The 25,996-nt window shown below is 65.2% G+C and carries 26 protein-coding genes; 17 read left to right on the top strand and 9 right to left on the bottom strand.

From position 1 onward, the window contains the following. Nucleotides 1-3 precede the first annotated feature (3 nt). On the top strand, nucleotides 4-1,458 hold the full coding sequence (locus tag NDN16_RS08925; protein WP_251113268.1) for a glutamate synthase subunit beta: 1,455 nt from the start codon (nucleotides 4-6) through the stop codon (nucleotides 1,456-1,458). Nucleotides 1,459-1,495: 37 nt separating this feature from the next. Here NDN16_RS08925 and NDN16_RS08920 read toward each other — a convergent pair whose 3' ends face one another. From NDN16_RS08920 to NDN16_RS08905, 4 genes are all read right to left on the bottom strand, one after another. After that, nucleotides 1,496-1,855 (bottom strand): YgiW/YdeI family stress tolerance OB fold protein, encoded by a 360-nt coding sequence (locus NDN16_RS08920; protein ID WP_251113267.1) that lies wholly within the window; start codon nucleotides 1,853-1,855, stop codon nucleotides 1,496-1,498. Between the two features lie 95 nt (nucleotides 1,856-1,950). Further along, the gene (locus NDN16_RS08915; protein WP_251113266.1) at nucleotides 1,951-3,171 is read right to left on the bottom strand and encodes an ATP-binding protein; all 1,221 of its coding nucleotides are present in this window, start codon (nucleotides 3,169-3,171) and stop codon (nucleotides 1,951-1,953) included. A gap of 110 nt (nucleotides 3,172-3,281) precedes the next feature. Further along, complete coding sequence (locus NDN16_RS08910) at nucleotides 3,282-4,472, bottom strand: SGNH/GDSL hydrolase family protein (RefSeq protein WP_251113265.1); 1,191 nt, start codon at nucleotides 4,470-4,472, stop codon at nucleotides 3,282-3,284. 3 nt (nucleotides 4,473-4,475) lie between these two features. Next, on the bottom strand, nucleotides 4,476-5,708 hold the full coding sequence (locus NDN16_RS08905) for a lytic murein transglycosylase (protein ID WP_435301078.1): 1,233 nt from the start codon (nucleotides 5,706-5,708) through the stop codon (nucleotides 4,476-4,478). Between the two features lie 239 nt (nucleotides 5,709-5,947). Between NDN16_RS08905 and NDN16_RS08900 the strand changes: the two genes are divergently transcribed. From NDN16_RS08900 to NDN16_RS08890, 3 genes are all read left to right on the top strand, one after another. After that, entirely contained in the window at nucleotides 5,948-7,045 is a 1,098-nt protein-coding gene (locus NDN16_RS08900; RefSeq protein ID WP_251113264.1) for an enoyl-CoA hydratase/isomerase family protein, read from the top strand. Nucleotides 7,046-7,065: 20 nt separating this feature from the next. Next, a complete protein-coding gene (locus tag NDN16_RS08895) occupies nucleotides 7,066-7,833 on the top strand; it encodes an enoyl-CoA hydratase (RefSeq protein ID WP_251113263.1) in 768 nt (255 codons plus the stop codon). Between the two features lie 118 nt (nucleotides 7,834-7,951). Then, nucleotides 7,952-8,890, top strand: coding sequence for a ring-cleaving dioxygenase (locus NDN16_RS08890; RefSeq protein WP_251113262.1), 939 nt, complete (start codon nucleotides 7,952-7,954; stop codon nucleotides 8,888-8,890). A gap of 60 nt (nucleotides 8,891-8,950) precedes the next feature. Here the strand turns inward: NDN16_RS08890 and NDN16_RS08885 are convergent, their stop codons facing one another. The 3 genes from NDN16_RS08885 to exbB are packed head-to-tail and all read right to left on the bottom strand — an operon-like array spanning nucleotide 8,951 to nucleotide 11,399. Beyond that, a complete protein-coding gene (locus tag NDN16_RS08885; RefSeq protein ID WP_251113261.1) occupies nucleotides 8,951-9,898 on the bottom strand; it encodes an energy transducer TonB family protein in 948 nt (315 codons plus the stop codon). Beyond that, nucleotides 9,895-10,350, bottom strand: a complete 456-nt coding sequence (exbD, locus tag NDN16_RS08880) for a TonB system transport protein ExbD (RefSeq protein WP_251113260.1) — start codon at nucleotides 10,348-10,350, stop codon at nucleotides 9,895-9,897. Before exbD ends, NDN16_RS08885 begins: the two co-directional genes overlap by 4 nt. Nucleotides 10,351-10,355: 5 nt before the next feature. Continuing rightward, nucleotides 10,356-11,399 carry a tonB-system energizer ExbB gene (exbB, locus tag NDN16_RS08875; protein WP_251113259.1) on the bottom strand — a complete coding sequence of 348 codons (1,044 nt, stop codon included), beginning with the start codon at nucleotides 11,397-11,399 and terminating at the stop codon, nucleotides 10,356-10,358. A 252-nt stretch (nucleotides 11,400-11,651) separates the two neighbouring features. Between exbB and NDN16_RS08870 the strand changes: the two genes are divergently transcribed. Together NDN16_RS08870 and NDN16_RS08865 are read left to right on the top strand one after the other, a co-directional pair. Then, on the top strand, nucleotides 11,652-12,404 hold the full coding sequence (locus NDN16_RS08870) for a cytochrome c oxidase assembly protein (protein WP_251113258.1): 753 nt from the start codon (nucleotides 11,652-11,654) through the stop codon (nucleotides 12,402-12,404). Beyond that, entirely contained in the window at nucleotides 12,401-12,922 is a 522-nt protein-coding gene (locus tag NDN16_RS08865; RefSeq protein WP_251113257.1) for a CopD family protein, read from the top strand. The genes NDN16_RS08870 and NDN16_RS08865 overlap by 4 nt, the downstream gene beginning before the upstream one ends. Here NDN16_RS08865 and NDN16_RS08860 read toward each other — a convergent pair. After that, the gene (locus NDN16_RS08860; protein ID WP_251113256.1) at nucleotides 12,886-13,386 is read right to left on the bottom strand and encodes a DUF2231 domain-containing protein; all 501 of its coding nucleotides are present in this window, start codon (nucleotides 13,384-13,386) and stop codon (nucleotides 12,886-12,888) included. The genes NDN16_RS08865 and NDN16_RS08860 overlap by 37 nt on opposite strands. A gap of 42 nt (nucleotides 13,387-13,428) precedes the next feature. Here NDN16_RS08860 and coxB point away from each other — a divergent pair, with 42 nt between their 5' ends. From coxB to NDN16_RS08845, 3 genes are read left to right on the top strand one after another with little or no spacing between them, the layout of a single operon-like run. Further along, entirely contained in the window at nucleotides 13,429-14,100 is a 672-nt protein-coding gene (gene coxB / locus NDN16_RS08855) for a cytochrome c oxidase subunit II (RefSeq protein ID WP_251113255.1), read from the top strand. Continuing rightward, nucleotides 14,097-16,649, top strand: a complete 2,553-nt coding sequence (gene ctaD / locus NDN16_RS08850) for a cytochrome c oxidase subunit I (protein WP_251113254.1) — start codon at nucleotides 14,097-14,099, stop codon at nucleotides 16,647-16,649. Before coxB ends, ctaD begins: the two co-directional genes overlap by 4 nt. Beyond that, complete coding sequence (locus NDN16_RS08845; protein ID WP_251113253.1) at nucleotides 16,646-16,993, top strand: hypothetical protein; 348 nt, start codon at nucleotides 16,646-16,648, stop codon at nucleotides 16,991-16,993. Before ctaD ends, NDN16_RS08845 begins: the two co-directional genes overlap by 4 nt. Here NDN16_RS08845 and NDN16_RS08840 read toward each other — a convergent pair whose 3' ends face one another. Continuing rightward, nucleotides 16,994-17,950: a choline ABC transporter substrate-binding protein gene (locus tag NDN16_RS08840; RefSeq protein WP_251113252.1), complete on the bottom strand. Its 957-nt coding sequence runs from the start codon at nucleotides 17,948-17,950 to the stop codon at nucleotides 16,994-16,996. A gap of 253 nt (nucleotides 17,951-18,203) precedes the next feature. On the opposite strand from NDN16_RS08840, the gene betB reads away from it, so the two are divergent. From betB to queE, 8 genes are all read left to right on the top strand, one after another. Further along, nucleotides 18,204-20,312 (top strand): betaine-aldehyde dehydrogenase, encoded by a 2,109-nt coding sequence (gene betB, locus NDN16_RS08835; protein ID WP_251113251.1) that lies wholly within the window; start codon nucleotides 18,204-18,206, stop codon nucleotides 20,310-20,312. An 8-nt stretch (nucleotides 20,313-20,320) separates the two neighbouring features. After that, the gene (gene betA / locus NDN16_RS08830; RefSeq protein WP_251113250.1) at nucleotides 20,321-21,982 is read left to right on the top strand and encodes a choline dehydrogenase; all 1,662 of its coding nucleotides are present in this window, start codon (nucleotides 20,321-20,323) and stop codon (nucleotides 21,980-21,982) included. Nucleotides 21,983-22,069: 87 nt separating this feature from the next. Beyond that, complete coding sequence (locus NDN16_RS08825; protein WP_251113249.1) at nucleotides 22,070-22,918, top strand: hypothetical protein; 849 nt, start codon at nucleotides 22,070-22,072, stop codon at nucleotides 22,916-22,918. An 81-nt stretch (nucleotides 22,919-22,999) separates the two neighbouring features. Beyond that, nucleotides 23,000-23,227, top strand: a complete 228-nt coding sequence (locus tag NDN16_RS08820) for a DUF3072 domain-containing protein (protein ID WP_251113248.1) — start codon at nucleotides 23,000-23,002, stop codon at nucleotides 23,225-23,227. Nucleotides 23,228-23,311: 84 nt separating this feature from the next. Continuing rightward, nucleotides 23,312-24,130, top strand: coding sequence for an alpha/beta fold hydrolase (locus NDN16_RS08815; RefSeq protein WP_251113247.1), 819 nt, complete (start codon nucleotides 23,312-23,314; stop codon nucleotides 24,128-24,130). 83 nt (nucleotides 24,131-24,213) lie between these two features. Continuing rightward, nucleotides 24,214-24,912 (top strand): 7-cyano-7-deazaguanine synthase QueC, encoded by a 699-nt coding sequence (gene queC / locus NDN16_RS08810; protein ID WP_251113246.1) that lies wholly within the window; start codon nucleotides 24,214-24,216, stop codon nucleotides 24,910-24,912. Then, nucleotides 24,912-25,280, top strand: coding sequence for a 6-carboxytetrahydropterin synthase QueD (gene queD, locus NDN16_RS08805; protein WP_251113245.1), 369 nt, complete (start codon nucleotides 24,912-24,914; stop codon nucleotides 25,278-25,280). The genes queC and queD overlap by 1 nt, the downstream gene beginning before the upstream one ends. Next, nucleotides 25,277-25,996 (top strand): 7-carboxy-7-deazaguanine synthase QueE, encoded by a 720-nt coding sequence (gene queE / locus NDN16_RS08800; protein ID WP_251113244.1) that lies wholly within the window; start codon nucleotides 25,277-25,279, stop codon nucleotides 25,994-25,996. Before queD ends, queE begins: the two co-directional genes overlap by 4 nt.

Genomic DNA, 25,996 nt, shown 5'->3' with positions numbered 1-25,996 from the left:
GGCATGGGCAAGGTTACGGGTTTCCTGGAGATCGACCGGCAGACGGCGAAGTATCAGCCGGCGTCCGACCGGATCCGGCATTTCCGGGAGTTTACGCTGCCCATGTCCGACGAGGAGGTGGGCAAGCAGGCGGCGCGCTGCATGGATTGCGGCATACCGTTCTGCCACGGGCCGACGGGCTGCCCGATTCACAACCAGATCCCCGACTGGAACGATCTCGTCTATTCGGGCGACTGGGAAACGGCCATCCGCAACCTGCACTCCACGAACAATTTTCCGGAGTTCACCGGGCGCATCTGCCCGGCCCCTTGCGAGGAAGCCTGCACGCTGAACCTCGAGGACATGCCCGTCGCCATCAAGACGGTCGAGCAGGCCTTGGCCGACAAGGCCTACAAGCTGGGGTTGATCCAGCCTCAGCCGGCGTTGACCGAGAGCGGCAAGCGCGTCGCGGTGATCGGTTCCGGCCCGGCCGGACTGGCGGCTGCGCAGCAACTCGGCCGTGCGGGCCATGCCGTCGATGTCTACGAGCGCGAGTCCCGCCCGGGCGGCTTGCTGCGCTACGGCATTCCCGACTTCAAGATGGAAAAGCACTGGATCGACCGTCGCGTCGAGCAGATGAGCGGCGAGGGCGTCACCTTCCATTGCGGCGTCGGCATCGGCCGGGACAAGCCGCTGGAAGATCTTCTTAACGCGTATGACGCCGTCCTTTATTGCGGTGGCGCCGAGCGCCCCCGCGAGGCCGGTATCCCCTCCAACGGGCTCGGCGGCATCTACGACGCCATGCCCTACCTCGTGCAGCAGAACCGCCGCGTCGGCGGCGAGAACATCAGAAGCGTCTTGTGGGATGCGCCCGAGATCTGGGCTGCCGGCAAGCATGTCGTGGTTGTCGGCGGCGGCGACACCGCCTCGGATTGCGTGGGCACCGCCTTCCGGCAGGGCGCCGTCAAGGTGACGCAGCTGGATATCCGGCCGATGCCGCCGCAAAAGGAAGACAAGCTGTCGACCTGGCCCTACTGGGCCACCAAGATGCGCGTTTCGTCCAGCCAGGCCGAAGGCGCCGTGCGCGAGTTCCAGATCGCGACGCTGGACTTCGTCGGCGAAGACGGCCAACTGACAGGTGTCCGCTGCGCCCAGGTGGACGAGAAGCGGCGCCCGGTCGAGGGTACGGAGTTCGTCATCCGCGCCGACCTGGCCTTCATCGCCATCGGCTTTGCGGGCCCCGATCCGGAGGGCCTGCTGGCGGAGATGGGCGACCGGCTCGAAACCGTCGTGGACCGCCGCGGCAACGTTTCGGTGAAGGCCAACGACAGCGACTACGCCACCTCGGTGGACAAGCTCTACACGGCGGGCGACGTGCGGCGCGGCCAATCCCTCGTCGTCTGGGCCATTCGGGAGGGGCGCCAGGCCGCGCGCGCGATAGACCTTGCGCTGACAGGCACGACGACCCTGCCACGCTGACCGTAGATGGGGTGGCCGTGGCCACCCCTGCCGCCGGTCACTGGATGATGGTTACCCTGTCGACGTCGAAGTCCACTTCCTTGTAGCGGTGGGTGTCGACCTCTCCTTCAAGGCGCACCCTCGTCGTTTCCGATACGGGCTGGCGGGGGAAATCGTCATCGTCGATTTCGACGCGGATTTCGCCCGTGTCGTCGCTGAACAGATATTCTTCATCCCCCACCTTGCGCAGGATGCGGCCCTCCAGCGTCGCCTTCATATCGTCCTTCGGGTCGGCCTTAATCTCCTGGACCGTGATCGCGGGATAGCCGCGGCTCTGGGCCTGGGCAACGTCGGACGGGCCGGTAAACTGCGCCATAGCCCCACCCGTCATCATCATCAGGACAACTGCGGACGGCATGATAATCTGTCGTAGCATCATCGGCTCCATGCGGTGAATCGTCTCACCGCAATGCTAGTGAACGCATTTATGTTCCCTGCAGGGTCGGGCCACGCTTAATGCCATAAGCAGGACAAAGGCGCTGCGACCAGCCTGTTGCCGAAGGGCACGACATCGATATTGTCGTAGAGAATGACACCGAACGCGAACCGATCTCCGCATGCTTCGGCCAATGCGCGCAGGCCTCCGAAATCTGTCGACTTGACCGTAGCGCTTGCCTTGATCTCGATTCCGGCAATCATTCCATCGTCGCGCTCTAGAACAATGTCCACTTCCCGCATTTCGCGGTCCCTGAAATGGTACGGTGTAAGGTTCAGACTCGAGCCGGTCATAAGCTTGGAGATCTCGGAATAAACGAAACTCTCCAGAACGGAGCCGAATGCGCTACGGTCAGCCTGTAGCCGATCGAATGACAACCCGCGAACCATTGCCAAAAGACCGGAGTCCAAAAAATGCAACTTTGGCGTTTTGATGATGCGTTTCAGCGAGTTCGTGAACCATGGTTGCAATGTGGTCACAAGAAAGACCTGCTCAAGAAGCCAGACATAGCGCTGCGCGGTCTTGTGAGTGACGTTTATACCCGATGCAACTTGAGAGTAATTGACCAACTGGGCGGAATGCTCGGCAATTAATCGTACGAATTTAGGGAGTTCGGTTAGCTTGTTAATATCGGCGATATCGCGCAGGTCACGTGTCAATATGGATGTAAGATATGCGCGAAGCCATTCCCGCCGGCGGCGTTCGCTGTCGCGTGCGATGGCTTCAGGAAATCCGCCAAGCAAAACCAGTCGGATGAGTTCGTTGCCGACAATATTATGTTCGCAACCTTTGAGCTTACCTTCGAAAAGGCGGTCCAGAAAGGTCGGAGTTCGCCCATCGATCTCGGCCTTTGCAAGCGGCAGAATTTGGATGGTTTCCATCCGGCCAGCCAGACTGTCTGCAATTCGAGGCAAGGTCAGAATGTTTGCCGATCCCGTAAGAAGAAATTTCCCCGGTTTGTAACCGTCATCAACGCTCTTTTTGATAGCGAGCAAAAGTTGCGGTGCTCGTTGTATCTCGTCGATCGTCGCCCTATCCAAGCCGCGAATAAGGCCTGTCGGGTCTGCTTGTGCCGCCTCGAGAATGGTGTGGTCGTCAAGTGTAATATACACGCGGTCAGCGTCTCCGACCTTTCTGACCAACGTCGTCTTTCCTGCACGCCGCGGGCCGACGATCAGGACGACCGGTGTGTCTGAAAGGGCATCATCCACCCTGGTCCTGATGAATCGCCGATACATAGATGCCCCCGGGCAAACACTGCAAAACAAGAGTTAAAGCCCCGCGGATTGGGAGTCAAATGTCCGCTGATTGGGAATCGAACTTCAGCTGATTGGGAACTGAGCCCACTCTAGCCGCCGTCGCGCGGCCAGGAGAAGCTGTCCGCACGACCGTCTCCGGGCTCTGAGGCGATGCCCGAGCGCACCAGCCTTTCTCGTGGGGAGGGGGTCTCGCTGGGGCCAGGGCGCTCAGCCGGAGCGGCAAGCAGGCCATCGGCGCCGTCGAAGGCCGGGTCGCCGAAGGATACCGGCGCGACGCGCGTGGCGTTGGCCGGGTCTACCCTGGGCGCGGCTTCGAGAAGGCCCGGCGTTTCCCCGGCGGCCGGCGCCAGCGCCGGGTCGGCAAGGCCCAGAAGGCGTTGTACCGGCTTCTCCACGAAGAAGGCGAGCTTTGCCGCGCCGGCCGGCGTCATGGTTATGCCATCGGAATTGCGCAGCCGGCGTTGCTGTCCCTCGACGTCCGGCCCGGACGAGATATACGAGCCGCCGGCATCGGTGAACCCACCCCACACATCGACGAACTCGCCGCCGGCCGCCGTTGCGGCCTTCTGGTAGATACCGTTCAGGAAGACCATGTCTTCGGCCATCCTGTCGGATTGGTAGGAGGGTTGGCCGATCCAGACGAACGGGATGCCCGCCCCGGTGACGATTTCGGCCAACGCTCCGGCGCGTCTTTCGTATTCGGTGGTCCAGTCCTGCGTGCGGACGGCGATGGAACCCTGCGGCCTTCGGATCGCCTGCCTGTCGTTGCCGCCCAGCATGACGACGACGACCTGGGGCTTTTCGTCCTCGATCAGCCGGGGGAGCTGTTCGTTCCAGTCGTAGAAATCGTCACGCACCAGCCCGGACGAGCCGTTGGCCTTGCCGATCACCAGTGCATTCGGATCGTCGGCAAAGGCGTCGGCAAGGCCACGCGCCAGCGACGCCGCCATGAAATCCCCCACGACGAGGATACGGCGCGCATCCTCCGCCTTGGCCACCGCAACCGGGGCAGGAGCCGGCGCGGCGGTGCGGCTTGCCTGGCTGCGCGAGGGTTGGGCAGGCCGCCGCTGGCGGGCCTGCTTGCGCGGGGCCTGCTGACGTCGGATCGTTCGTGGAGGCTCTGCCTGTCGCGGCGCACCGAACAGCATCTCAAGGATGTTGCGGGGGCGTTGCTCTTGCGCGGCCACCGGCGCGGGCAGCGCCACGCCGGTTATCAGGACGGCGGCGGCGAGCGCCATGGACAGCCCGGTCTTGAGCCCGGCCGGCTTGGCGCGCCGCATGCCTCAGTGCCTCCGCAACAGGTCCAGCAGCGCGCGCGACGCGTTGCCGTCTTCCGCGACCCCGCGCTGGCGCTGATAGGCGCTGATGGCCCCGCGCGACCCGGAGCCGATCTTGCCGTCGATCACGCCATCGTAGAAGCCGTGCTGAGAAAGGCGCTGCTGCAACTCGTAGCGCTCGGCGACGCTGAGCGGCGTATAGCCACGCGGCCAGCTCTGGGCGAACTCGCCGCCGCCGGCGATGCGATCCGCCAGATGGCCGACGGCGAGGGCGTACCGGTCTGCGTTGTTGTAGCGCTTGATGACGAAGAAGTTGCGCGTCATCAGGAAGATCGGGCCGTTGGGGCCGCCCGGCATGACGAGGTTGGCATTGTCGGACGGGGCGGCGAAGGGCTGTCCGTTCACGCGGCGGAAGCCGAGTTGCTGCCATTGCGCCAGTGTCTTGTTGGCGCGGTCGAGCCCGGCGAGGTTCGTGCCGCGCGGGGCCGCCACCTCGTATCCCCAGGTCCGGCCGGTGCGCCAGCCGTTCTTGGATAGAAGGTTGGCCGCGGTGCCGAGCGCGTCGGGAACGGACGTCCAGATATTGGGATGTCCGTCGCCATCCATGTCCACGGCATAGGCCAGGTAGCTTGTGGGAATGAACTGGGTATGCCCCATCGCGCCGGCCCACGAGCCGGTGAGCCCCTTGGGCGACACATGCCCGGCCTGGACGATCTTCAGGGCGCCGATCAACTGCTGGCGGGCGAAGCCGGCTCGCCGCTCGTCCAGATAGGCGAGGGTGGCCAGCGCCTGCGGCACGTGCTTCAGCGAGCCCGGGCGCTCCAGCGCCTTGCCGTAGCTGGATTCCATCGACCAGATAGCCAGGATGACGTAGCGGCTGACGCCGAAACGCTGCTCGATCACGTCGAGCAGGCGCTTATGCTGCTGCGCCAGACGACGGCCGTCGGCGACGGTTTCCTCGTTGACGCGGTTGTCCATGTAATCCCACGCATTGTCGCGGAACTCGGGCTGGAAGCGCGCCGAGCGGATCACGTCATGGTCGGGCTCGGTCACGCCGGCGAAGACAGCGCGATAGGTTTGCCTGCTGATGCCGTTGGAGGCGGCCGTCTTTTCGAAGTTGGCGATCCAGCGTTGAAAGCCGGCGTCCGCAAGGGCGGGTACGCCGGTGCCGGCCAGAAGCGTCATGGACAAGAGCGCGGTCTTGATGAAGCCTCTTCTCGATGGTGCGATTCCCAGCATAGGTCTCCTCCGGTCGGGATCAGATCGTCAGCGAGGCTCCAGGGTAGGACGAGGTCGTAAAGGTTTCCTTTACCACAGATGAATTCAGTCGCACATTCTCTGGCCGCGGGTAACTTTTCTGTGGGGCTTATGCGGCAAAATCGCGACGCCCAACCAAGGCGGCTCCCTCGACAGTTGTAAAAAGGTGGTCATCCGGCTCTAACCTCGGTCTTGGAAATCGAAACCGGGGAGGATTGTCGATGACCGGAAAAGACGGCGAAGCGCCCGTTCTCGCCTTTGTCGAAGGCCGGGCCGGCGTCATCAGGCTCAATCGTCCGGCTGCCCTGAACGCGCTAAACATCGAGATGGTCGATGCGGCGCTGCGGGCGCTCGCCACCTTCGAAACCGACCTAGAGGTTGATCTGGTGCTGCTCGAGGGCGCCGGCGGGCGGGCGTTTTGCGCAGGTGGCGACATCCGTTTCGTTGCGGCCAGCGCCCGCGCCGGCGACGGGCAGGCAGAGGAGTTCTGGCGGCGCGAATACGCGCTGGTGCTCGCCCTGGCGCAGGCGGCAAAGCCGGTCGTGGCGCTGATGGACGGGATCGTCATGGGCGGTGGCGCCGGGCTCGGCATCCATGTCCGGCACCGCATCGTCACCGATGGGACGCGCTTCGCCATGCCCGAGGTCGGCATCGGTTTCGTACCGGACGTCGGCTCCACTTTTCTTCTGGCGCGCGCGCCCGGCGAAACGGGGCGCTACCTGGCCCTGACCGGCGATACGTTCGATGCGGCGGACGTGATCCATGCCGGACTTGCCGACAGCCATGTTCCGGCCGATAGCCTGCCCGCCCTCAGAGAGGCACTCGTGCATGGCGAAGACGGCGTCGACCAGACCATCGCGCGCTTCGCCACTCGGCCCGGTCCAGGCCTTTTCGCCGAACAGGAAGCGGCGATCTCGCGCGCATTCCGGCACGACGGCGTGCAGGACATCGTCGAGGCGCTCGGCAATCGCAGCACGGAATTCGCGCGGCGGACGCTGGATACGCTGAACAGGCGCTCGCCGCGCAGCCTTCTGGCGACGATGGAGCTGTTGCGCCGCGCAAAGCAGGCGGCAGACCTTTCGGAATGCCTGGTCAACGAATTCCATGCCGCTTGCCGCTGCCTGGCCAGCCCCGACTACCACGAAGGCGTCCGCGCCGCCGTGATCGACAAGGACAGGAACCCGCATTGGGCCTGCGACACGCTGGAAGGGGCGCTGGAAGCCGACGGCCTGGACCCTGTTCCCGGTGTCGCCGATCCCGACTTCGCACCCGACCTCGGCCCGGCACGATTGCCCGCAGCCTTGCGGGCGGCTCACTGACTGCAGACGGAAAGAACGAAATGGCGACCATCAGGACAGAAACACAGGGCCGCGTGGCCATTATCCGCCTCGACAGGCCGGAGGCGTTGAACGCGTTGAACCGCGCCGTGGCCGAAGAGATCGCTTCGGCCGCGGAAGGGTTCGACCGCGATCCGGACATCGGCTGCATCGTCGTTGCCGGGTCGCAGAAGGCCTTTGCCGCCGGGGCCGATATCAAGGAGATGCAGCAGGCCGATTTCCGCGACATGATCCGCGAGAACTGGTTCGCCACCTGGGACCGTTTCACCGCGATCCGCATTCCCACCATAGCGGCCGTAAACGGCTATGCGTTGGGCGGCGGCTGCGAACTGGCCATGATGTGCGACATCATTCTGGCCGGCGATACGGCCCGCTTCGGTCAACCGGAGATCCGCCTGGGCGTGATGCCCGGCATGGGCGGAACGCAGCGGCTGACGCGGCTTGTCGGCCGCTCCAGGGCGATGGAGCTGTGCCTGACCGGACGCATGATGGATGCCGCAGAGGCAGAACGTTGCGGGCTGGTGGCCCGTATCTTCCCCGCGGCGCAACTCGAGGCCGAGGCCATCGCCATGGCTGCCGGGATCGCCGAGCGCTCGCGTCTGGTGACGATGATGCTGAAGGAGACGGTCCACCGCGCCGACGAGGTTTCCCTCTCCGAGGGGCTGCGTTTCGAACGCCGCCTGTTCCACGCGATGTTTGCGCTGGAGGACCAGAAGGAGGGCATGGCCGCCTATATCGAAAAGCGCGAACCGCAGTTTCGCCGCGACTGATCGACAGCGTTGAACAGTGCGTTGAAAAGGTGAACAATGTGAAGAGCCCGGCATCGGGACCATATGAGCCCCAACGAAGACAGCGCGGTTTCGGCCGCCAGCAGCGGAGGGCAGACCCATGCAACTGATCGGCATCCATCATTTGACCGCCGTCACGGCCGATGCCCGTGGCAACCACGATTTCTATACGCGGGTGCTCGGCCTGCGGCTGGTGAAGAAGACGGTCAACCAAGACGACGTCAGCGCCTATCACCTTTTCTATGCCGATGGCGAGGCGAACCCCGGCACCGACATCACATTCTTCGACTGGCCGGTCGAGCGGGAGCGTCGCGGGACCCACTCCATCAACCGCACCGGCCTGCGCGTCGCCGGGCAGAAGGCGCTGGAATACTGGGTTTCCCGGTTTGCCGACGAGGGCGTCGCCAATGGCGGCATAATCTTGCGCGACGGGCGGGCGACGATCGATTTCGAGGACCCGGAGGGCCAGAGGCTGTCTCTCATCGACGATGACGGAGCGGGGCCGTCCACCCCCTGGGATGCGTCCACGGTGCCGGCAGAGTTCCAGATCCGCGGCCTCGGCCCCATCACGATGAGCGTACCGGATGCCAGCCGGACGGAGCTCGTGGTCAAGGAGGTTCTCGGTATGCGCAAGGCGCGGGAATACGAGGGCATCGATGGAGCGCGGACGCTGGTGTTCGAGATGGGCGACGGTGGTCCGGCAGCGGAATTGCACGTCGCTGAGGAGCCGAACCTGTCGGCGGCGCAGCCGGGGGCCGGCAGCGTGCATCATGTCGCCTTCCGCATTCCGGACGGGGATTACGATGCATGGACGCAGCGGCTGGCGCATCTGCGCCTGCCGCAAAGCGGGCCGGTGGATCGCTTCTATTTCCGGAGCCTCTACTTCCGCGAGCCGAACGGCATCCTGTTCGAGATCGCGACGGACGGGCCCGGTTTCGCGACCGACGAGCCGATGGAAACGCTGGGCGAAAGCCTGTCCCTGCCGCCCTTCCTGGAGGGCCGTCGCGCCGAGATCGAAGCCGGCCTGAAGCCGCTTTGACCCTGTAATGCCCAAATAAGGAAACGCCCGCCGTCGGTAACGACGGCGGGCGTTTTCATGTCAGTCGAAACGGATGGGCACGGTCAGGGAAACCGGACTGCCGCCCGGAGGCGCCGGATAGGGGCTGGCGCGGCGCACCAGTTGCAACGCCGCCTGGTCGAGCACCGGATTGCCGGCGGAGCGGGAGACGCGCGCACCCGTCAGCCGGCCGCCGCCATCCATGCTGAACGCGATGGAGACGGTGCCGCGGCCACCGCCCGGCGGTGTCCGCTTGAAGCGGTTCAGCCGTGCCTGGACCTGCGATTGCCAACGTGCCGGCGATACCGACGAGGCGCGAGAGCCCTGGCTGGCCTCTCGGTTCCGCTGGCCTTGCGAGGCGGCGGACGCCTCCGACGCTGCCGGCCGCCGCCGCTGCTGACGTTGCGGCTGTTCGCGCCGAGGCTCGCGGCGGGTTTCCTGGCGCGGACGCTCGCGTTGCGCCTGTCGTACCGGCGGGGGTGGCGTCGGGCGTGCGGTGGGCCGCGGCGCATTCAGGATCGCGTCGGACTGGGTTTCCATCTCCGGCAATTCGGGTGGAGCGATTTCCGGCTCCTCGACCGGTTCGGGTTCCGGCTCCGGCTCCGGTTCGGGCTCGGGCTCGGGCTCCGGTTCTGGCTCGGGTTCAGGCTCCGGTTCGGGAATCGGTTCCGGCTCCGGCTGCGGTTCTTCCACCGGCTCGGGCGGTGTCGGCTCCGGAGGCTCGGGGAGGGGTTCGGCCTCGTTCGGCTCTTCCTCGATGTCGCCTTCCACGGCGGCCGAGGCCTGCGAAGCTGCCGGCGGAGCAAGATCGATCAGGACGGCGGCTTCCGGGGCGCCGGGCGGCGGGGCCGCTTCGGGCGGGCGGACGAGCCCGTACCACGCGGCCGACGAATGGAGCGCAAGCACGACGGCGCCGGCAGCGCCCCAGCGCAGGGCCGACAGCCGCCCGTGGCTTTCGAGTGTACGTGCGTGGGGGCCTTTGCCTGTCATTGCGCGGCAGGCTCTCCAGCGCCGGCTGCGGCGTTGGTGTCTTCCAGCCCCACGAGGGCGATTTTCAGATAGCCGGCCGAGCGCAGCGCGTTCATCACCTCCATCAGGTCGCCATAGGCGACGGCGCCGTCCGCGCGCAGGAAGATGCGCTGCTCGCGGTTGCCTTCCGTGCGTGCGTCCAGCCGGGCCTGCAGGTCCGTTCTCTCCAGTTCCGCCTCGCCCAGAACGAGCCGCAGATCGTCCTGCACTGTCAGGTAGACCGGCTCGTCCGGCCTGTCTGCCGGACGGGCGTTCGATACCGGCAGGTCCACCGGCACGTCGACCGTGGAAAGCGGTGCGGCCACCATGAAGATGATCAGAAGCACCAGCATCACGTCGATGAAGGGCGTCACGTTGATCTCGGCCATCTCGCCGATGTCGTCGCCGCCCGATTCCTTCAGGTTCACGCCCATGGAGCTTACTCCGCCGCCGCGTGGAACCGGTTGGGCGAACCTGCGGCATCGCGCCGGTCCAGCCCGCGCGACAGATGCTGCATGACCGCGGCGGAGCCATCGGCCAGGAGCGCGCGGTATCCCGCGGTGGAGCGTGCAAAGCTGTTGTAGATGATGACGGCCGGGATGGCCGCAACGAGGCCGATGGCCGTGGCCAGGAGGGCCTCGGCGATACCCGGCGCGACGACCGCCAGGTTGGTCGTGTTGGCCTGGCTGATCCCGATGAAAGAGTTCATGATGCCCCAGACCGTGCCGAACAGGCCGACGAAGGGGGCCGTTGCGCCGATGGTGGCGAGCACGCCCGTACCCTTCGTCATGGAGCGCCCGGCGCGCGCCTCGATCCGTGCGACGGCGATGGCAACGCGCTCCTTGACGCCATCGGCCGGCAGGCCGCCGGAGCGGGCAAGCTCGTCCTGAGCCGTCTTCAGGATGGCGGCGACCGGCCCGCGCCGCAGCGCACCGGAACCACCTGCTTCCAGGCTGGCAAGCTCGGGAGCGGCCTCGATCTGCCGTACGCCGCGTTTGGCGCGGCGCGTGGCCAGACGAAGCTCCAGCGCCTTGGCCAGCCAGATCGTCCAGGTGACGAGAGAGGCGAAGGCAAGGCCGATCATCACGCCCTTCACCACCCAGTCGGCCGCCATGAACATGCCCCAGGGCGACAGGTCGTGTGGCAGCGCGGGGTTCTGCTCGGCTACCGGCTCCAGCGGCGTCGCCACAGGCTCGGTTGTCGAGGGCGGCGAAACAGCCTCCGCCGGGGCCACAGCCGAAGGTGTCTCGACGGGAGCAGCCGGCTGAGGAGCGGCCGGAGTGCCCGCAGGCGGCACCGTGGCGGCGGGCGCCGGCGGCTGCTGTACAGGCTGCGCCTGCTGTGCCGGCGCGGTCTCGACGGATGCCGGAGCCTGCGGCGCGGCGGGAGGCGTCGGTGCGCCATCCTGCTGTGCGAATGCCGAGCCGCCGGCGGCCAGCATGAGGGACAGGGCAAGGGCGCCTGCGCGGATTCGTTCGATCATGATCCCGCATCCTTCGATGGGTCTGGAATGGTCGGGGTCTGAGGCCCCGGGAAACTCGCTGCCGGTGTTATGAAATCATGAATAGAAAAGTCAACTAATCCTCACGTGCAAATGGCGCGTAAAATCGACCTGACAGCCAGAACCCCACGCTTTTTTCATCGAATTGTTCCAGGTTTGCATGGCGACGGAACGCGACGGTGCTCTAATTCCCCTGCCGGAGAGGCAACAGGCAGCACCGAGGGACGCGCCCGCATGGAGACGACGATTTCGATACCGTTTTGCGGTACGCCGCCCGTTCCGGCCGAGCTCATGACGCGTTGGGCGCTTGACCCGGTGCTTCTGGCAAGCCTTGCCGCATTGCCCGTCCTTTTCCTCTGGCTGCGTCGGCAAAACGGACAGGCCGGGTCCGCGCCTCTGTTCGCGGCCGGCTGGCTTGTCCTCGTCGTGGCGTTCGTATCGCCGCTCTGCGCGCTCAGCGCCGCCCTGTTCTCGGCGCGGGTAGCCCATCACGTTCTGCTGGTGGCCGTCGCCGCGCCGCTGTTCGCGCTGGCCAACCCGCTGCGCGGCCGCATGCGCCTGTCGCATCCGGGCTTCTGGCTGCTGCTCCATGCGCTGCTTTTGTGGTTCTGGCATGCGCCGATGCCCTACGCCGCGGCCCTGGCCGATGACGGCATCTACTGGCTCATGCAACTCAGCCTGATCGCCAGTGCGTTCCTGTTCTGGGCTTGCGTGCTGGAGCCCCGGAATGCGGGCATCGAAGCCGGGCTGCTGATGTTGGCGGCGATGATGCAGATGGGGCTTCTGGGCGCCCTGATAACGTTCGCGCCGCGCCCGCTGTATGCCGCGCATTTCCTGCCGCCGGAGGCTTTCGGCATGTCGGCGCTGGCCGACCAGCAACTGGCCGGGCTCATCATGTGGGCGCCCGGCGCATTGCCCTACCTTGTGGCGGCGCTTGTCATCGTCGCTCGGGCGCTCGGCCGCGACGAAGCGGATGCGCGCCCGTGACGGTCGTCTGGCTGAAGATCGCGCATATCATCGCCCTGTCCATCTGGTGCGCCGGGCTGATGTCTGCGCCCTTCATGCTGGCGCGGCGCCAGATCGGCGCGACGGGCGAGCCGCTTTTCCGTATCCAGAAGGTGACGCGCTTCGTCTTCGTATCCATCGTCTCGCCGGCCGCATTCATCGCCATCGGCACCGGCACGGCCCTCATCTTCGCGATGGAGACGTTCACCGCGTGGTTCGCCGTCAAGCTGGTGCTGGTGGGCATGCTGGCCAAGCTTCACATCCGCGTCGGCAGCGCGGTCATCGACGTCTTCAAGGAAGGAAACCATATGCCGGCCTGGAGGATGATCGCCATCGTGGTGATCGGCGTCCTGATCGTGACCGGCATATTGACCGTCGTCTTGATGAAGCCCTCCTTCGCCGCCTTGTCGCTGCCGGAATGGCTGCTGCGGCCAGGTGGCCTGGCCGAGCTCCTGGGCCTCGATCAGTGGTCGTCGGTGATGAGGATGCCGACGCCATGATCGAAGATCAGCTTGCCTCCGTACCAGCCGGCAAGGCCCGTGACGGCCGCGCCGACGACGGACAGGAACAGGCCGAGCGGCAGGACCGCGTCCGGGTTGACGAGGCGCAGGCCCCAATTGGTGCCGGCGATGGAAATCAGCGTCATCGCCGCCACGGCATGCGACCAGCTTGCCGCGCGGATACGGATGCCCTTGACCAGGATCAGCTCCGCCGTGCCGATGACCCCCGCGCCGACGCCCGTCAGGAAGGCGGCGCCGGCCGCCCATGTGCCGGCCCGCAGGAAGAACGGGTCTGCGAAGAACCAGTAGAGAAGGTCGAGGACCAGCGTGCCGATCACCAGGGCTATCGGGAAATGAACGCTCATCGCATGCAGCGGGTGGCCCGCCACCGCGATGGCCGATTGAAGATCGTATTGCTTGATATCCGCAATGACCGGGTTTTCGGCTTTGGGTTCGTCGGACATGCGCGGCCTCCTTCGTCTCATGGCGTGAACATAGGCCGCGCCATGCGCTTGGGGAGCCTCGGCGCGCTGATGGCGCTGGCCGGCTGCGCCGGTCCGCTGTCGACGCTCGATCCGGCCGGTCCCGCCGCCGGCACGATCGCAGCCATCTGGTGGGTCATGCTGGCCGGGGCGACGGTGCTGATGGCGCTGGTGCTCGGGCTCTTCGCCTATGCGTTCCGAAGCGGCGGCACCGCCTGGGCGGCGGCCGGACACAAGAGCTTCATCCTGTGGGGCGGCTTCGTGATGCCGTTGGCGGTGCTGACGGCGCTGATGATCTACGCCCTGATCGCCGGCGAGCGCCTGCTGGCCCATCCCGCGCCGGACGTGTGGCGCATCGAGGCGCGCGGCGAGCGCTGGCAATGGCGCTTCAGCTATCCCGACCGCCCCGACCTTGCCGAGACGATCGACGTCGCCACCATACCGGCCGGGCGGCCGGTGGATGTGGAAATCGTATCGCAGGACGTCATCCACAGCTTCTGGGTGCCGCGGCTGGCGGGCAAGCTCGACGCGATCCCGGGCCATCGCAACACATTGCGCATCGAGGCCGACAGGCCGGGCCGTTTCAGCGGCGTCTGCGCCGAGTATTGCGGCATCGGACACTCCGGAATGACTTTCACCATCGAAGCCCTGGCGCCCGAAGATTTCGCCGCCTTCGCCGGGGAGGCCGCTCGATGAGCGCAGGACAGGAAGATATCGTGCAGGCCGCATCGCAAGCGCCGGTCGCCGGCAGCCCCATCCAGCTTCACAAGGCGCTGCATGCGATCTGGAAGACGGAGCGGGGATGGGGCCGTCTCGCGGCTGTCAACCACACGATCGTCGGCCGGCGCTTCATGGTCGCTGCCTTCGTCTTCTTCGGTATCGGCGGCATCCTGTCGATGATCATCCGCGCGCAACTGGCGACGCCCGGCAGCGCCTTCGTCGGACCGGAAATCTACGGACAGATCTTCACCATGCACGGCACGGTGATGATGTTCCTGTTCGCCATCCCGATGTTCGAGGGCTTTGCCATCTACATGCTGCCCAAGATCCTCGGTGCGCGGGATCTCGCCTTTCCGCGCCTGAGCGCCTATGGCTTCTGGTGCTACGTCTTCGGCGGCTCCATCCTCATCGTCGCGATGCTGGCCGGCGTCGCCCCCGATACGGGCTGGTTCATGTATACGCCGCTGTCTTCCGGCGTCTACACGCCGGGCATCAACGCCGATGTCTGGCTGCTCGGCATCACCTTCGTGGAGATATCGGCCGTCGCAGCCGCGGTGGAGATCACCGTCAGCATCCTGACCATGCGCGCGCCGGGCATGTCGCTGGCGAAGATGCCGCTGCTGGGCTGGTATCTGCTCGTCACCGCCGGGATGATGCTGGTGGGCTTCCCGCCGCTGATCCTGGGCTCGATCATGCTGGAGGTCGAGCGCGCGTTCGACATCCCGTTCTTCGATCCGACGCGCGGCGGGGATTCGCTTCTCTGGCAGCACCTGTTCTGGCTGTTCGGACATCCGGAGGTCTACATAATCTTCCTGCCGGCGGCCGGCGCCATCTCGACCATGCTGCCGGCGCTGGCCCGCAGGCCGATCGTCGGCTATAGCTGGATCGTCGTGGCCGTGGTGGCCGTGGGCTTCCTGTCGTTCGGCCTGTGGGTACACCACATGTTCACCGTGGGCATCCCGCATCTGGCGCTGGCCTTCTTTTCGGCCGCAAGCGCACTGGTGGCCGTGCCGACGGCCGTGCAGATATTTGCATGGCTTGCCACGCTGCTATCGGGCCGGCCGCAATTGTCGCTGCCGATGCTGCATCTGTTCGGTTTCTTCTTCGTGTTCGTATGCGGCGGCCTGACCGGCGTCATGGTGGCGGTGGTGCCCTTCGACTGGCAGGTGCACGACAGCCATTTCGTGGTGGCGCACCTGCATTACGTGCTGGTGGGCGGGTTCGTGTTCCCCATGCTGGCGGCCGTGTATTACTGGCTGCCGCAGGTCACCGGGCGCACCACATCCTTCGGGCTCGGCAAGGCGGCCTTCTGGCTGATCTTCGTCGGCTTCAACCTGACCTTCTTCCTGATGCACCTGACGGGCCTGCGCGGCATGCCCCGCCGCGTCGACACCTATCCGGACGCGGTCGGCTGGACAACGCTGAACCTCCTGTCCTCGGTCGGCGGCTTCATCATGACGATCGGTTTCGCGCTGTTCCTGGTGGATGTGATCACGCAGGTCGGCTTCGGCCGACGCACGAAGCGCAATCCCTGGGGCGCGAAAACGCTGGAATGGGCGACGCCCGTCCCGCCGCCGTCATACGCCTTCGCGTCGCTTCCGCATGTGGACGACCGCGATCCGCTGACGCCGCAACTCGGCCCCGCACTGGCGCGCGGCGAGGGGTATCTCGGCTTCGCCCGCAACGGCTGGCAGGAGACGCTGGGCATCCATCCGGTGACAGGGGCGATCAAGAGCGTCATCATCCTGCCCCGGCCGACCTTCCTGCCGCTGTGGAGCGCTCTCGTCACCTCCACCATCTTCCTGTCGCTGCTGTTCGGCTTCTACTGGATCACGCCTCTCGCCTTCGTCGCCACAATCGCCATCCTGCTGCTCTGGACGCGGGGACAGGGCGCGCGCGTGGATTACGGCCCGCTTCCCATCGGGCGCGGAGAGACGGCGTTGACGGCCGGCGAAACCAGCGATCCGCCGAGCGTCTGGGCGATGGGCGCAACGCTGATCGCCAATCTTTCGCTGTTTTCGTCGCTTGCCTTCGGCGCACTGTTCCTGTGGCTGGTCGCGCCAGGCTGGCCACCGCCGCAACTGATGCAAAGCGGGTTCGGGCTAGTGGCCTTCGTGGTCGTGTCGGCCGGCGCGGCGATGGCGGCGGTGCGTATGGCGGCTGCGGCGAACCGGTCGAAGCGCGACACGCGCCAGATGTGGCTGGCGGTCGGGTTCGGAAGCAATCTGGCGATGATCGTCATTCTGGCGGCGCTGATCCGCTATCATCTGCCCGATCCGTTCGTGCATGCCTACGCGGCCGCCAACCTGGCGCTGGTCTGCTATGGGCTGATGCAGGCTTTCGTCGGGGCGCTTCTCTGCGCGGTCGCCTTCTTCCGGGGGCGTGCGGGGCTGGTGTCCGCCTCGCGCGCTGCGCCGGTTACGATCGCAAAACTGTGGCAGGATTTCACCCTTTTGATCGCGATCCTGTCGAGCGCGCTCCTCGCCGTCATCCCGATGCTGGTCGAAAGGGTACCGCTGCCATGACCGGGTCCGAACGCAATTCACGCGCCGTCTTCTGGATGCTGACCGGCGGCTTCGCATGGTGGGGGGTGGTCTTTATCGCGCTGTATGCGCTGCTGTCCGTCGGCTGTGCCTTCGGCTGGGACATGCGGCCGTTTGCCGGCACGTCGGTGCAGCGGGCGGTGCTGGTGGGAGTGTGGCTCGCATCCCTGGTGCCGCTGGCGGCGATGCTGCTGCTGCAATATCGCCTGTGGGCAGCGCGGACCGCATCGACCCTGCTTATGGCCGGTGCGGTCCTGACCGCGCTGGCGCTTGCCGCCACGGTCTGGAATTTCGGCATGGTCACATTTCTGTCGACCTGCCGCTGATCACGAGCCGAGCTTGGCCTTCACGGCTTCCAGTGCGGGCTCTCCGGAGAAGGTCGTGACGCCGTCCAGCCATGGGCCGAGCGTGTCCGGATGGGCGGCGAGCCATTCGCGCGCTGCCTGTTCCGGCTCCTTGTTGTCGTCCAGGATGGCGCCCATGATCTCGTTTTCGAGCGGCAGCGTGAATTCCAGGTTCTTGAGGAATTGGCCGAGGTTGGGGCAGGCTTCCACAAGGCCCTTGCGGGTATTGGTATCCACCGTCGCACCGCCGAAATTCGGCCCGAAGACGTCATCGCCCCCTTCCAGATAGGCAAGCTCGAAATTCGAGTTCATCGGATGGGGCTCCCAGCCGAGAAAGACGATGGGCTGCTCGCCGCGCGTCTGGCGCGATACCTGCGAAAGCATGCCCTGCTCGGACGATTCCACCAGTTCGAAACCCGAAAGCCCGAACGTGTCCTTCTGGATCATGTCGAGGATCAGCCGGTTGCCGTCATTTCCGGGCTCAATGCCGTAGATGCGATTGTTCAACTGCTCGCGGAACTTGGCGATATCGGCAAAACTCTTCAGGCCGGCATCGTACAGATAGCGCGGCACGGCCAGCGTATATTTCGCGCCCTCGAGATTGGTGCGGATCACCTCGATCTCGCCCTTGTCGCGATAGGGTCCGATATCGGCTTCCATGGTGGGCATCCAGTTGCCCAGGAACACGTCGATATTGCCGTTGGCAAGGGACGTGAAGGTGACGGGCAGGGCCAGGATGCTGGTCTGCGGCTCGTATCCCAGCCCTTCCAGCACGACCGACGCGGTCGCCGTGGTGGCAGTGATGTCCGTCCAGCCGACATCGGCCAGGCGCACCGTGCGGCAGGAATCCGGCTCGGCGGCCAGCGCCTGTGCCGGGATGGCCGCAAAGGCCAGGGCTGCCATGAGGGCGGGGGTGCGGAGACGCGTTCCGGAAACCATTGTCTCTCCTTCGGATCAGTTGGTATGACGGTGTGCCGGCCCTTATGTCCGATCCAGCGGACGGGTGCATGCATCATTGTGGCAAGTCTGTCACGATCTCGCTATCTGTCAACCGCTTGAACGTCCGTTCAGCCTGATTGGCAAGCGATTAAGCCAGAAAAGCCGTTGATACCCCCTGCCGGATGGCCGTCATGCGACATTCATTGAATGATCGTTCAACGCCTGCTATCCTTGCCGCCAGCAAGGAGTTGTCATGAGCAGAGCATTGAACGCAACGCGCTCCGGCGTAGAGGAAGAGCGCCGTCGCCAGCTTGTCGAAGCCACCGTCGACGCGCTCGCCGAGGTGGGTTTCGCCGCAGCGAGCCTCTCGGAGATCGCCGGCCGCGCCGGCTTCGCCCCCAGTCTCGTCTCCCATTATTTCGGCGACAAGGACGGCCTGCTCGAGGCCACGTTGCGCCATCTGGCCAACCGCGTGTCCGACGCCGTTCTCATCCGACTGCGCGATGCCGGTTCCCCGCGCGAACGCATCCAGGCGGTGATCGACGCCAATCTGGCGCCGGAAGAGTTCGACCAGCGGACCGGCAGCGTCTGGCTGGCCTTCTGGGGCCAGGTCCTGCATTCGGCCAAGCTGCGTCGGGTGCAGCGCATCTATCAGCAGCGCATGCTTTCCAACCTCCGGCACGATCTGCGGCGGCTCGTCTCCGGCGAAGATGCCGAGCGCGTGGCCCTGTCCATCGCGGCGGTCATCGACGGGCTGTGGCTGCGTTCCACCCTGTCGCAGACGGTGGAGACGGACAGCGAGGCGGCGCGGCGCATGGCCAGCGACTTCGTCGACCGCGAGATCGCGGCGGCGCGCCCGGCGGCGCCCCAGGCGGAATTGACGCGGCCGCATATCGGCGCAAGCCTGCCGCTGGTGTCCAGCCATATCGGGGGGCGCTCCGTGCGCGCCGTGCGCGGACGCAGCTTCGCCAACGTCAATCCGGCCACGGGAGAGGCCATCGCGGAAGTGGCCATCGCCGGGCCGGACGAAGTGGATGCCGCCGTATCCGCCGCGCGCGAGGGGCAGGCGGTATGGGGCGCCATGACGGGGGCGGAGCGCGGCCGTGTCCTCAACCGTGCGGTCGCCCTCCTGCGCGAGCGCAACGACGAACTGGCCGAGCTCGAGACGCTGGATACCGGCAAGCCCGTACAGGAAACGCGCGCCGTGGACATCGCATCCGGCGCGGACTGCCTGGAATATTTCGCCGGCCTGGCCGCAGGCCTTGCCGGCGAGCATGTCGATCTCGGCCCGACGGCCTTCGGCTACACGCGCCGCGAGCCGCTGGGCATCGTCGCCGGTATCGGCGCGTGGAACTATCCGATGCAGATCGCCTGCTGGAAGGCCGCGCCCGCGTTGGCGGCCGGCAATGCGATGATCTTCAAGCCGGCGGAGCTGACGCCGACGACGGCGGTGCGGCTTGCCGAGATCCTGACCGAGGCCGGCCTGCCCGACGGCGTCTTCAACGTGCTGCAGGGCGATGGCTCCACCGGGCGTCTGCTGACGCGCCATCCGGAGATCGCCAAGATATCGCTGACGGGCGAGGTCGGCACCGGCAAGAAGGTCATGGCCGATGCGGCTGCGACCCTGAAGCAGGTTACGCTGGAGCTTGGCGGCAAGTCGCCGCTCGTCGTCTTCGAAGATGCCAGCCTGGACGATGCGGTTTCGGCGGCGATGCTGGCCAATTTCTACTCCGCTGGGGAGGTCTGCTCGAACGGCACGCGCGTCTTCGTGCAGGAGGCGGTGCACGCTGAATTCCTGAAGCGGCTGAAGGAGCGCACGGAACGGCTCGTGGTCGGCGATCCGTTGGATCCGGCAACGCAGATCGGCGCGCTGATCTCCCACCAGCACATGCAGAAGGTCCTGTCCTATATCGATATCGGCCGGCGCGAGGGCGCCCGTGCGGTTGCCGGCGGCGGCCGCGTGACGGACGGTGCGCTGGCGGCGGGAGCCTTCGTTGCGCCGACGGTGTTCGATGCATGCCGCGACGACATGCGCATCGTACGGGACGAGATTTTCGGGCCGGTCATGTCCGTGCTTGCGTTCCGAGACGAGGACGAGGTCGTCGCCCGCGCCAACGATACGGATTTCGGGCTGGCGGCAGGCGTGTTCTCGCGCGATCTGGCACGCGCGCACCGCGTCATCGCGCGGCTCGACGCCGGCACGACTTGGATCAACCACTACAACATCACGCCCATCGAACTGCCCTTCGGCGGCGTCAAGCGCTCCGGCCTCGGCCGGGAAAACGGCCGCGCCGCGCTGGACGCGCATACGCGCGTGAAGAGCGTCTACGTCAATCTCGGTTCGGTCGAGTCGCCCTATTGAGGTCTGCCATGGCTGTTGAACATTTCGATTACGTCATCATCGGCGCGGGCTCGGCGGGCTCGGTGCTGGCGGCGCGGTTGAGCGAAGATCCGTCGACGCGCGTCCTGGTGCTGGAATTCGGCGGATCGGACCGCTCGGTGCTGATCCAGATGCCGAGCGCGCTGTCCATCCCGATGAACATGGACAAGTACAATTGGGGCTATGAAAGCGAGCCGGAGCCCGGCCTCGGCGGTCGGCGGATGAACCTGCCGCGCGGCAAGGTGCTGGGCGGCTCTTCCTCCATCAACGGCATGGTTTATGTGCGCGGCGCCCCGCAGGATTTCGATCGCTGGCAGGACGAGGGGGCGGATGGCTGGTCCTATGCGGACGTACTGCCCTATTTCCGCCGGGCGGAAGCGCGGGAAGACGGCGGCGATGCCTATCGTGGCGGCGATGGCGCATTGCATACCAGCTACGGCCGGATGACCAACCCGCTTTACAAGGCCTTCGTCGAGGCGGGGCGGCAGGCCGGCTATCCGGTGACGGACGATTACAACGGCGCGCGCTTCGAGGGCTTCGGCCGCATGGACATGACCGTCCATAACGGTCGCCGCTGGTCTACCGCCAACGCGTACCTGAAGCCGGCGATGTCGCGCGCCAACCTCAAGGTCGAAACCCATGCCTTCGTGGAGCGCATCCTCTTCGAGGGGCGGCGCGCGGTCGGCGTCTCGTGGCGGCGCGACGGCGTCAGCCATGTGGCGAAGGCCGACCGGGAGGTGATCCTGTCCGCCGGTTCGATCAATTCGCCGAAGCTTCTGAAACTGTCCGGCGTCGGCCCGGCGGCGGAGCTTGCCGGCCATGGCATCGAGGTGGTGGCCGACCGGCCGGGCGTCGGCGAGAACCTCCAGGACCATCTGGAGTTCTACTTCCAGCTCGCCTCGAAGGAGCCGATCACGCTCTATTCGGCGCAGGGGCTGGTGGCCAAGGGGCGCATCGGCGCGCAATGGCTGTTGATGAAGAATGGGCTCGGTGCGACGAACCATTTCGAAAGCTGCGGTTTCATCCGCTCGCGGCCCGGGGTGGCATATCCGGACATCCAGTTTCACTTCCTGCCGCTGGCCGTAACCTATGATGGCAAGGGCCTCGCATCCGAGCACGGGTTCCAGGCCCATGTCGGGCCGATGCGCTCGCGGTCGCGGGGGGCCGTGCGGCTGGCCTCGGCGGATCCCGCCGCCAAACCCTCCGTGCTGTTCAACTATATGAGCCATCCGGACGACTGGGTGGAGATGCGGGCCTGCGTGCGGCTGACCCGGGAAATTTTCGCGCAGGCGGCGTTCGACCCGTATCGCGGGCGCGAAATCTCGCCCGGTGCCGATGTGCAGAGCGACGAGCAGATCGACGCATTCGTGCGCGAGCATGTGGAAAGCGCCTACCATCCGTCCTGCACCAACCGCATGGGCCGTGCGGACGATCCGATGGCGGTGGTGGACGAGACGACGCGTGCGATCGGCCTCGATGGGCTTCGCATCGTGGATTCCTCGATCATGCCGTCGATCACGACGGGCAACCTGAACGCGCCGACGATCATGCTGGCCGAGAAGGCGGCGGACCATATCCGCGGCGGCGCGATGCTGGCCCCGGCGGAGGTAAACTACGAGCGCGCCGAAAACTGGCAGACCGCGCAACGGTAGGGGTTTGTCAGAAAGTTACCATCGCAACGAATGAGGATTAACAACCCATAGCCCCGATGCTATAGCGGCAAAAAATATGGAGTTGTTATGATATCGTATATTGTTTTAGCGCCAAGCTGGGTTGTCGGCGCGGTTTGCGGTGCTGTGTTCGGTGGGTTGGGCGCGCTCATTTTCGCGGTACTCTCCCGCCTCGGTGTCTCGACGAAGAGGGCCTCTTTGATCCTGCCTGTGGCGATAGGCGTCGGGATCGTCGGCGGCAAGCACATCGGCGAAATTGTCCAGATGCAGCTTTTGACACCGCAAATCATGGGCCAAATCCTGAGATCGGAAGGCCCGGAGCTTTATGATGTCATCGAAACCTCCTTTCCTGCAGACTACGCATCGATGACAGGGCAAATGAGCGCTCTTCTGAAAAGCGGGGCACCGGAAAACGACGTTCGTATGCGCGCCGCGTCTATCATGGCCGAGCTTCGCCGCAAATATGCGCCCATGGTGGGGGTGGCAAACGATGCAGATCAGGCTGCCCTTCTGGATACCCAGATCGGTATCTATCAGGCCCTACTCGAAGTGGACGCAAAGCTTTGCTCTGACTTCGCGATAAAGGGCGCATCCGTCTTCTCGGACAGGCCAGTCGAAGGGCTGGTTCAGGAGCGGCTCATGGCGCAGGCAGTGGCGCTGTTTCGTGCCGCTGCCAGCGGTATGAAGGCGCCGACGCAGCGGCGTGAAGCCGCCGAAGGTGACTGGACACAGGTGACGATGTCGATGCTTGCTCAAGGAGCGACAACCTCGCAACTCGAAGCCGTGGGCTCTATGAATGAGGGGTCCGCCGACTTGTGCCCTGGCCTCATCTTGATGATGAAAGCAATCAACGGGACAGATACCGAGGGCGCGAAAGCCGTGCGCGCGCAGCTTCTCTTGATGCTGGTATCCGGCTGAACGCGAAATCGAGTACTTAAGGCCAGATCTTCGGAACGGAATCGCAACGTGAACATTTGGAGAACAACAAGGAGTTCTCCAATGTCGAACAACAACCCGAAGGTCGATCCCGGCCCGCATTCCAACCTCGAGAAGGACCCTGACGACTGGACCACCGGCGATGATCCGATGACAGATGCGCAGGCCTCTTATCTCAAGACGCTGTCCGAGCAGGCCCACAAGCCGGAACTGTTCGATACCGATATCAGCAAGGCCGAAGCGTCCAGGCGTATCGACACCCTTCGCCAGGAACTCGAACTGGGCTCCTAGAGTATCAAACCGCAATGCCCGCGATGGGATAAGGAACGTCATCTTCCATCGACAGTTGAGGAAGCTCAACAGGGAGTTTCCTAGATGGCATTCATAGAGGCAAAAGACGGTACGAACCTGCATTTGAAGGACATGGGGCAGGGCCAGCCCGTGGTGTTGATTCACGGCTGGCCGCTGACGGGCGACATGTTCGAGTACCAGACGCTCGCCCTGCTCGAGGCGGGGTTCCGGGTCATCACCTATGATCGTCGTGGCTTCGGCCAGTCCGGCCATCCGTCTACCGGCTACGACTACGACACCTTCGCCGACGATCTGGCGGCCGTGCTCGAAGGAATGAACCTCAACGGCGTGTCGCTTGTCGGCTTCTCGATGGGTGGGGGCGAGATCGCACGCTATCTCAGCCGTCACGGGGCGTCGCGTGTTGCCAAGGCGGTGCTGGTTGCCTCGGTGGCGGGCTATCTCCTGAAGGACGACACGAATCCGGACGGCGTCGATGCCAGCGTCTTCGAGGATATGAAGAAACAGATCCGCACCGACCGGTTTGCGTTCCTGCAGAGCTTCGCCAAGCAGTTCTATGGCGTCGGGCTTGTCAGCCGGCCGGTCAGCCAGGGCATCCTGGACTGGTCGTTCGTGCTGGGCGTCATGGCCAGCCCGAAGGCGACTATCGACTGCGTCGATGCATTCAGCAGGACGGATTTCCGCCCCGACTTTCCGTCCTTCACGGTGCCGACGCTGGTGATCCACGGGACAGGCGACGATACGGTGCCGATCGACTTGACGGGCCGGGCTGCGGCCGGCGCGATTTCGGGCGCGCGGCTGATCGAGTACGAGGGTGAGCCTCATGGGCTGTTCGCCACCGTTCCGGAGCGCCTGAACGCGGATCTCATAGAGTTCCTGCGTTAAACATTTACTTGCCTTGTTTGTTCGGTTAGTGCCTGCGGCCTCAGACCGGTCGCAGCCTACCCGGACAAAACAAGGACCCCGATATGACCACGCTCGTCGTCTGCTCCGGCGGACTCGACTCCGTTTCGCTTGCCCACATCGTCGCCGCCGAGGGCGAGCTCGGAGCTCTCGTCACCTTCGATTACAATCAGCGTCACCGGCGTGAGATCGATCATGCACGGCAGGCGGCCACGCGTCTCGGCGTGCCGTTTCATCTGGTGGACATCACGCCGATCGGCGCCGTGCTGACCGGCTCGGCGCTCACCGACACGCTCGACGTGCCCGAGGGGCATTACGCCGAGGATACGATGAAGGCGACCATCGTACCCAACCGCAATCCGATCATGCTGACGATCGCCTTCGGCATGGCCGCCGCGCGAAACCTCGACACCGTGGCCGTTGCAGTCCATGGCGGCGATCACTTCATCTATCCGGATTGCCGGCCGGGCTTCATCGAGTCTTTTGCCGCGATGCAGATGCACGCGCTGGACGGTTTTGCCGATATACGATTGATGGCGCCCTTCGTGCATCTAACCAAGGCAGACATCGTCAAGCTCGGGGCGGAAGCGGGTACGCCCTTCGCGCAGACCTGGTCATGCTACAAGGGTGGCGCGGTCCACTGCGGACGCTGCGGGACTTGCGTGGAACGTCGCGAAGCCTTCGAGATCGCGGGGCTGGATGATCCGACCGTCTATGAAGACCGCGCGTACTGGCGCATCGCCGTTTCGGCAAGGGGCGGCTGATGTTCCGGATAACCAAGCGGTTCGAGTTCTCCGCGTCCCACAGGCTGGCGAACCTGCCGGAAGACCATCCTTGCGCACGCCTGCACGGCCACAACTACATCGTGGAGATAGAGCTCCAGGCCGTCAGGCTGGACGCGCATGGCTTCGTGCGCGATTACCGCGAGCTTTCGGCGTTCAAGCGCTATGTCGACGACACGTTCGACCATCGTCATATCAACGATGTGCTGGGAAGCGACAGTCCGACGGCCGAGACGCTGGCGCTGCACTTCTACGAATGGTGCCGCGACCGTTTCCCTGAAACCAGCGCGGTCCGCGTCAGCGAAACGCCGAAGACTTGGGCCGAATACCGGCCGGACAATGCTTCATGAGTGCGGCGGGAACGATCCGCGTCAGCGAGATATTCGGGCCGACGATCCAGGGCGAGGGCGCGCTGATCGGCGAGCCGACAGTCTTCGTTCGAAGCGGCGGTTGCGATTATCGCTGCGCCTGGTGCGATACGCTCCATGCGGTGGACTCCGAGTATCGCCACGAATGGCGCCCCATGACCGCCGAGGAGATTTTCGCACGGGTCAGCCGCCTGTCGGGCGGCAGGCCGCTGACGGTCTCGCTGTCCGGCGGCAATCCGGCGATCCAGCCCTTCGGTCCGTTGATTGCCCTTGGCCGCGCCGCGGGATACGGCTTCGCGCTGGAAACCCAGGGTTCCATCGCCAGGGAATGGTTTGCGGAACTCTCTACGCTCGTCCTCAGTCCGAAACCGCCATCCAGCGGCATGGAAACGGACTGGGCGGCCTTCGATGCGTGCCTGGAGGCGGCCGGCGGGAAACCGCGGATCGTGCTGAAGATCGTCATATTCGACGAGGCGGATTACGCTTACGCACGGTCGGCATCTGCGCGATATCCGAACCTGCCCGTGGTTCTCCAGCCCGGCAACCACGTTGGAAACCAGGATAGCTCCGCCGACATCGACCGCCTCATGGCGGCCATGCGTGCACTGGTTGCGCGGGTGGTGGACGACGGGTGGTTCTCGGCCCGCATCCTGCCTCAGCTCCATGTGCTGATGTGGGGCAACCGCAAAGGGGTCTGA

This window comes from Aureimonas altamirensis (genome assembly GCF_023702225.1).
GTDB lineage: Bacteria > Pseudomonadota > Alphaproteobacteria > Rhizobiales > Rhizobiaceae > Aureimonas > Aureimonas altamirensis_B.
This window is presented reverse-complemented; position numbering and strand designations above follow the sequence as displayed.

Coding starts and splice junctions, on each gene's coding strand:
- NDN16_RS08925 (WP_251113268.1), top strand. CDS start 4: ATGGGCAAGGTTACGGGTTTCCTGGAGATCGACCGGCAGACGGCGAAG.
- NDN16_RS08920 (WP_251113267.1), bottom strand. CDS start 1,855: ATGCCGTCCGCAGTTGTCCTGATGATGATGACGGGTGGGGCTATGGCG.
- NDN16_RS08915 (WP_251113266.1), bottom strand. CDS start 3,171: ATGTATCGGCGATTCATCAGGACCAGGGTGGATGATGCCCTTTCAGAC.
- NDN16_RS08910 (WP_251113265.1), bottom strand. CDS start 4,472: ATGCGGCGCGCCAAGCCGGCCGGGCTCAAGACCGGGCTGTCCATGGCG.
- NDN16_RS08905 (WP_435301078.1), bottom strand. CDS start 5,708: ATGCTGGGAATCGCACCATCGAGAAGAGGCTTCATCAAGACCGCGCTC.
- NDN16_RS08900 (WP_251113264.1), top strand. CDS start 5,948: ATGACCGGAAAAGACGGCGAAGCGCCCGTTCTCGCCTTTGTCGAAGGC.
- NDN16_RS08895 (WP_251113263.1), top strand. CDS start 7,066: ATGGCGACCATCAGGACAGAAACACAGGGCCGCGTGGCCATTATCCGC.
- NDN16_RS08890 (WP_251113262.1), top strand. CDS start 7,952: ATGCAACTGATCGGCATCCATCATTTGACCGCCGTCACGGCCGATGCC.
- NDN16_RS08885 (WP_251113261.1), bottom strand. CDS start 9,898: ATGACAGGCAAAGGCCCCCACGCACGTACACTCGAAAGCCACGGGCGG.
- exbD (WP_251113260.1), bottom strand. CDS start 10,350: ATGGGCGTGAACCTGAAGGAATCGGGCGGCGACGACATCGGCGAGATG.
- exbB (WP_251113259.1), bottom strand. CDS start 11,399: ATGATCGAACGAATCCGCGCAGGCGCCCTTGCCCTGTCCCTCATGCTG.
- NDN16_RS08870 (WP_251113258.1), top strand. CDS start 11,652: ATGGAGACGACGATTTCGATACCGTTTTGCGGTACGCCGCCCGTTCCG.
- NDN16_RS08860 (WP_251113256.1), bottom strand. CDS start 13,386: ATGTCCGACGAACCCAAAGCCGAAAACCCGGTCATTGCGGATATCAAG.
- coxB (WP_251113255.1), top strand. CDS start 13,429: ATGCGCTTGGGGAGCCTCGGCGCGCTGATGGCGCTGGCCGGCTGCGCC.
- ctaD (WP_251113254.1), top strand. CDS start 14,097: ATGAGCGCAGGACAGGAAGATATCGTGCAGGCCGCATCGCAAGCGCCG.
- NDN16_RS08845 (WP_251113253.1), top strand. CDS start 16,646: ATGACCGGGTCCGAACGCAATTCACGCGCCGTCTTCTGGATGCTGACC.
- NDN16_RS08840 (WP_251113252.1), bottom strand. CDS start 17,950: ATGGTTTCCGGAACGCGTCTCCGCACCCCCGCCCTCATGGCAGCCCTG.
- betB (WP_251113251.1), top strand. CDS start 18,204: ATGAGCAGAGCATTGAACGCAACGCGCTCCGGCGTAGAGGAAGAGCGC.
- betA (WP_251113250.1), top strand. CDS start 20,321: ATGGCTGTTGAACATTTCGATTACGTCATCATCGGCGCGGGCTCGGCG.
- NDN16_RS08825 (WP_251113249.1), top strand. CDS start 22,070: ATGATATCGTATATTGTTTTAGCGCCAAGCTGGGTTGTCGGCGCGGTT.
- NDN16_RS08820 (WP_251113248.1), top strand. CDS start 23,000: ATGTCGAACAACAACCCGAAGGTCGATCCCGGCCCGCATTCCAACCTC.
- NDN16_RS08815 (WP_251113247.1), top strand. CDS start 23,312: ATGGCATTCATAGAGGCAAAAGACGGTACGAACCTGCATTTGAAGGAC.
- queC (WP_251113246.1), top strand. CDS start 24,214: ATGACCACGCTCGTCGTCTGCTCCGGCGGACTCGACTCCGTTTCGCTT.
- queD (WP_251113245.1), top strand. CDS start 24,912: ATGTTCCGGATAACCAAGCGGTTCGAGTTCTCCGCGTCCCACAGGCTG.
- queE (WP_251113244.1), top strand. CDS start 25,277: ATGAGTGCGGCGGGAACGATCCGCGTCAGCGAGATATTCGGGCCGACG.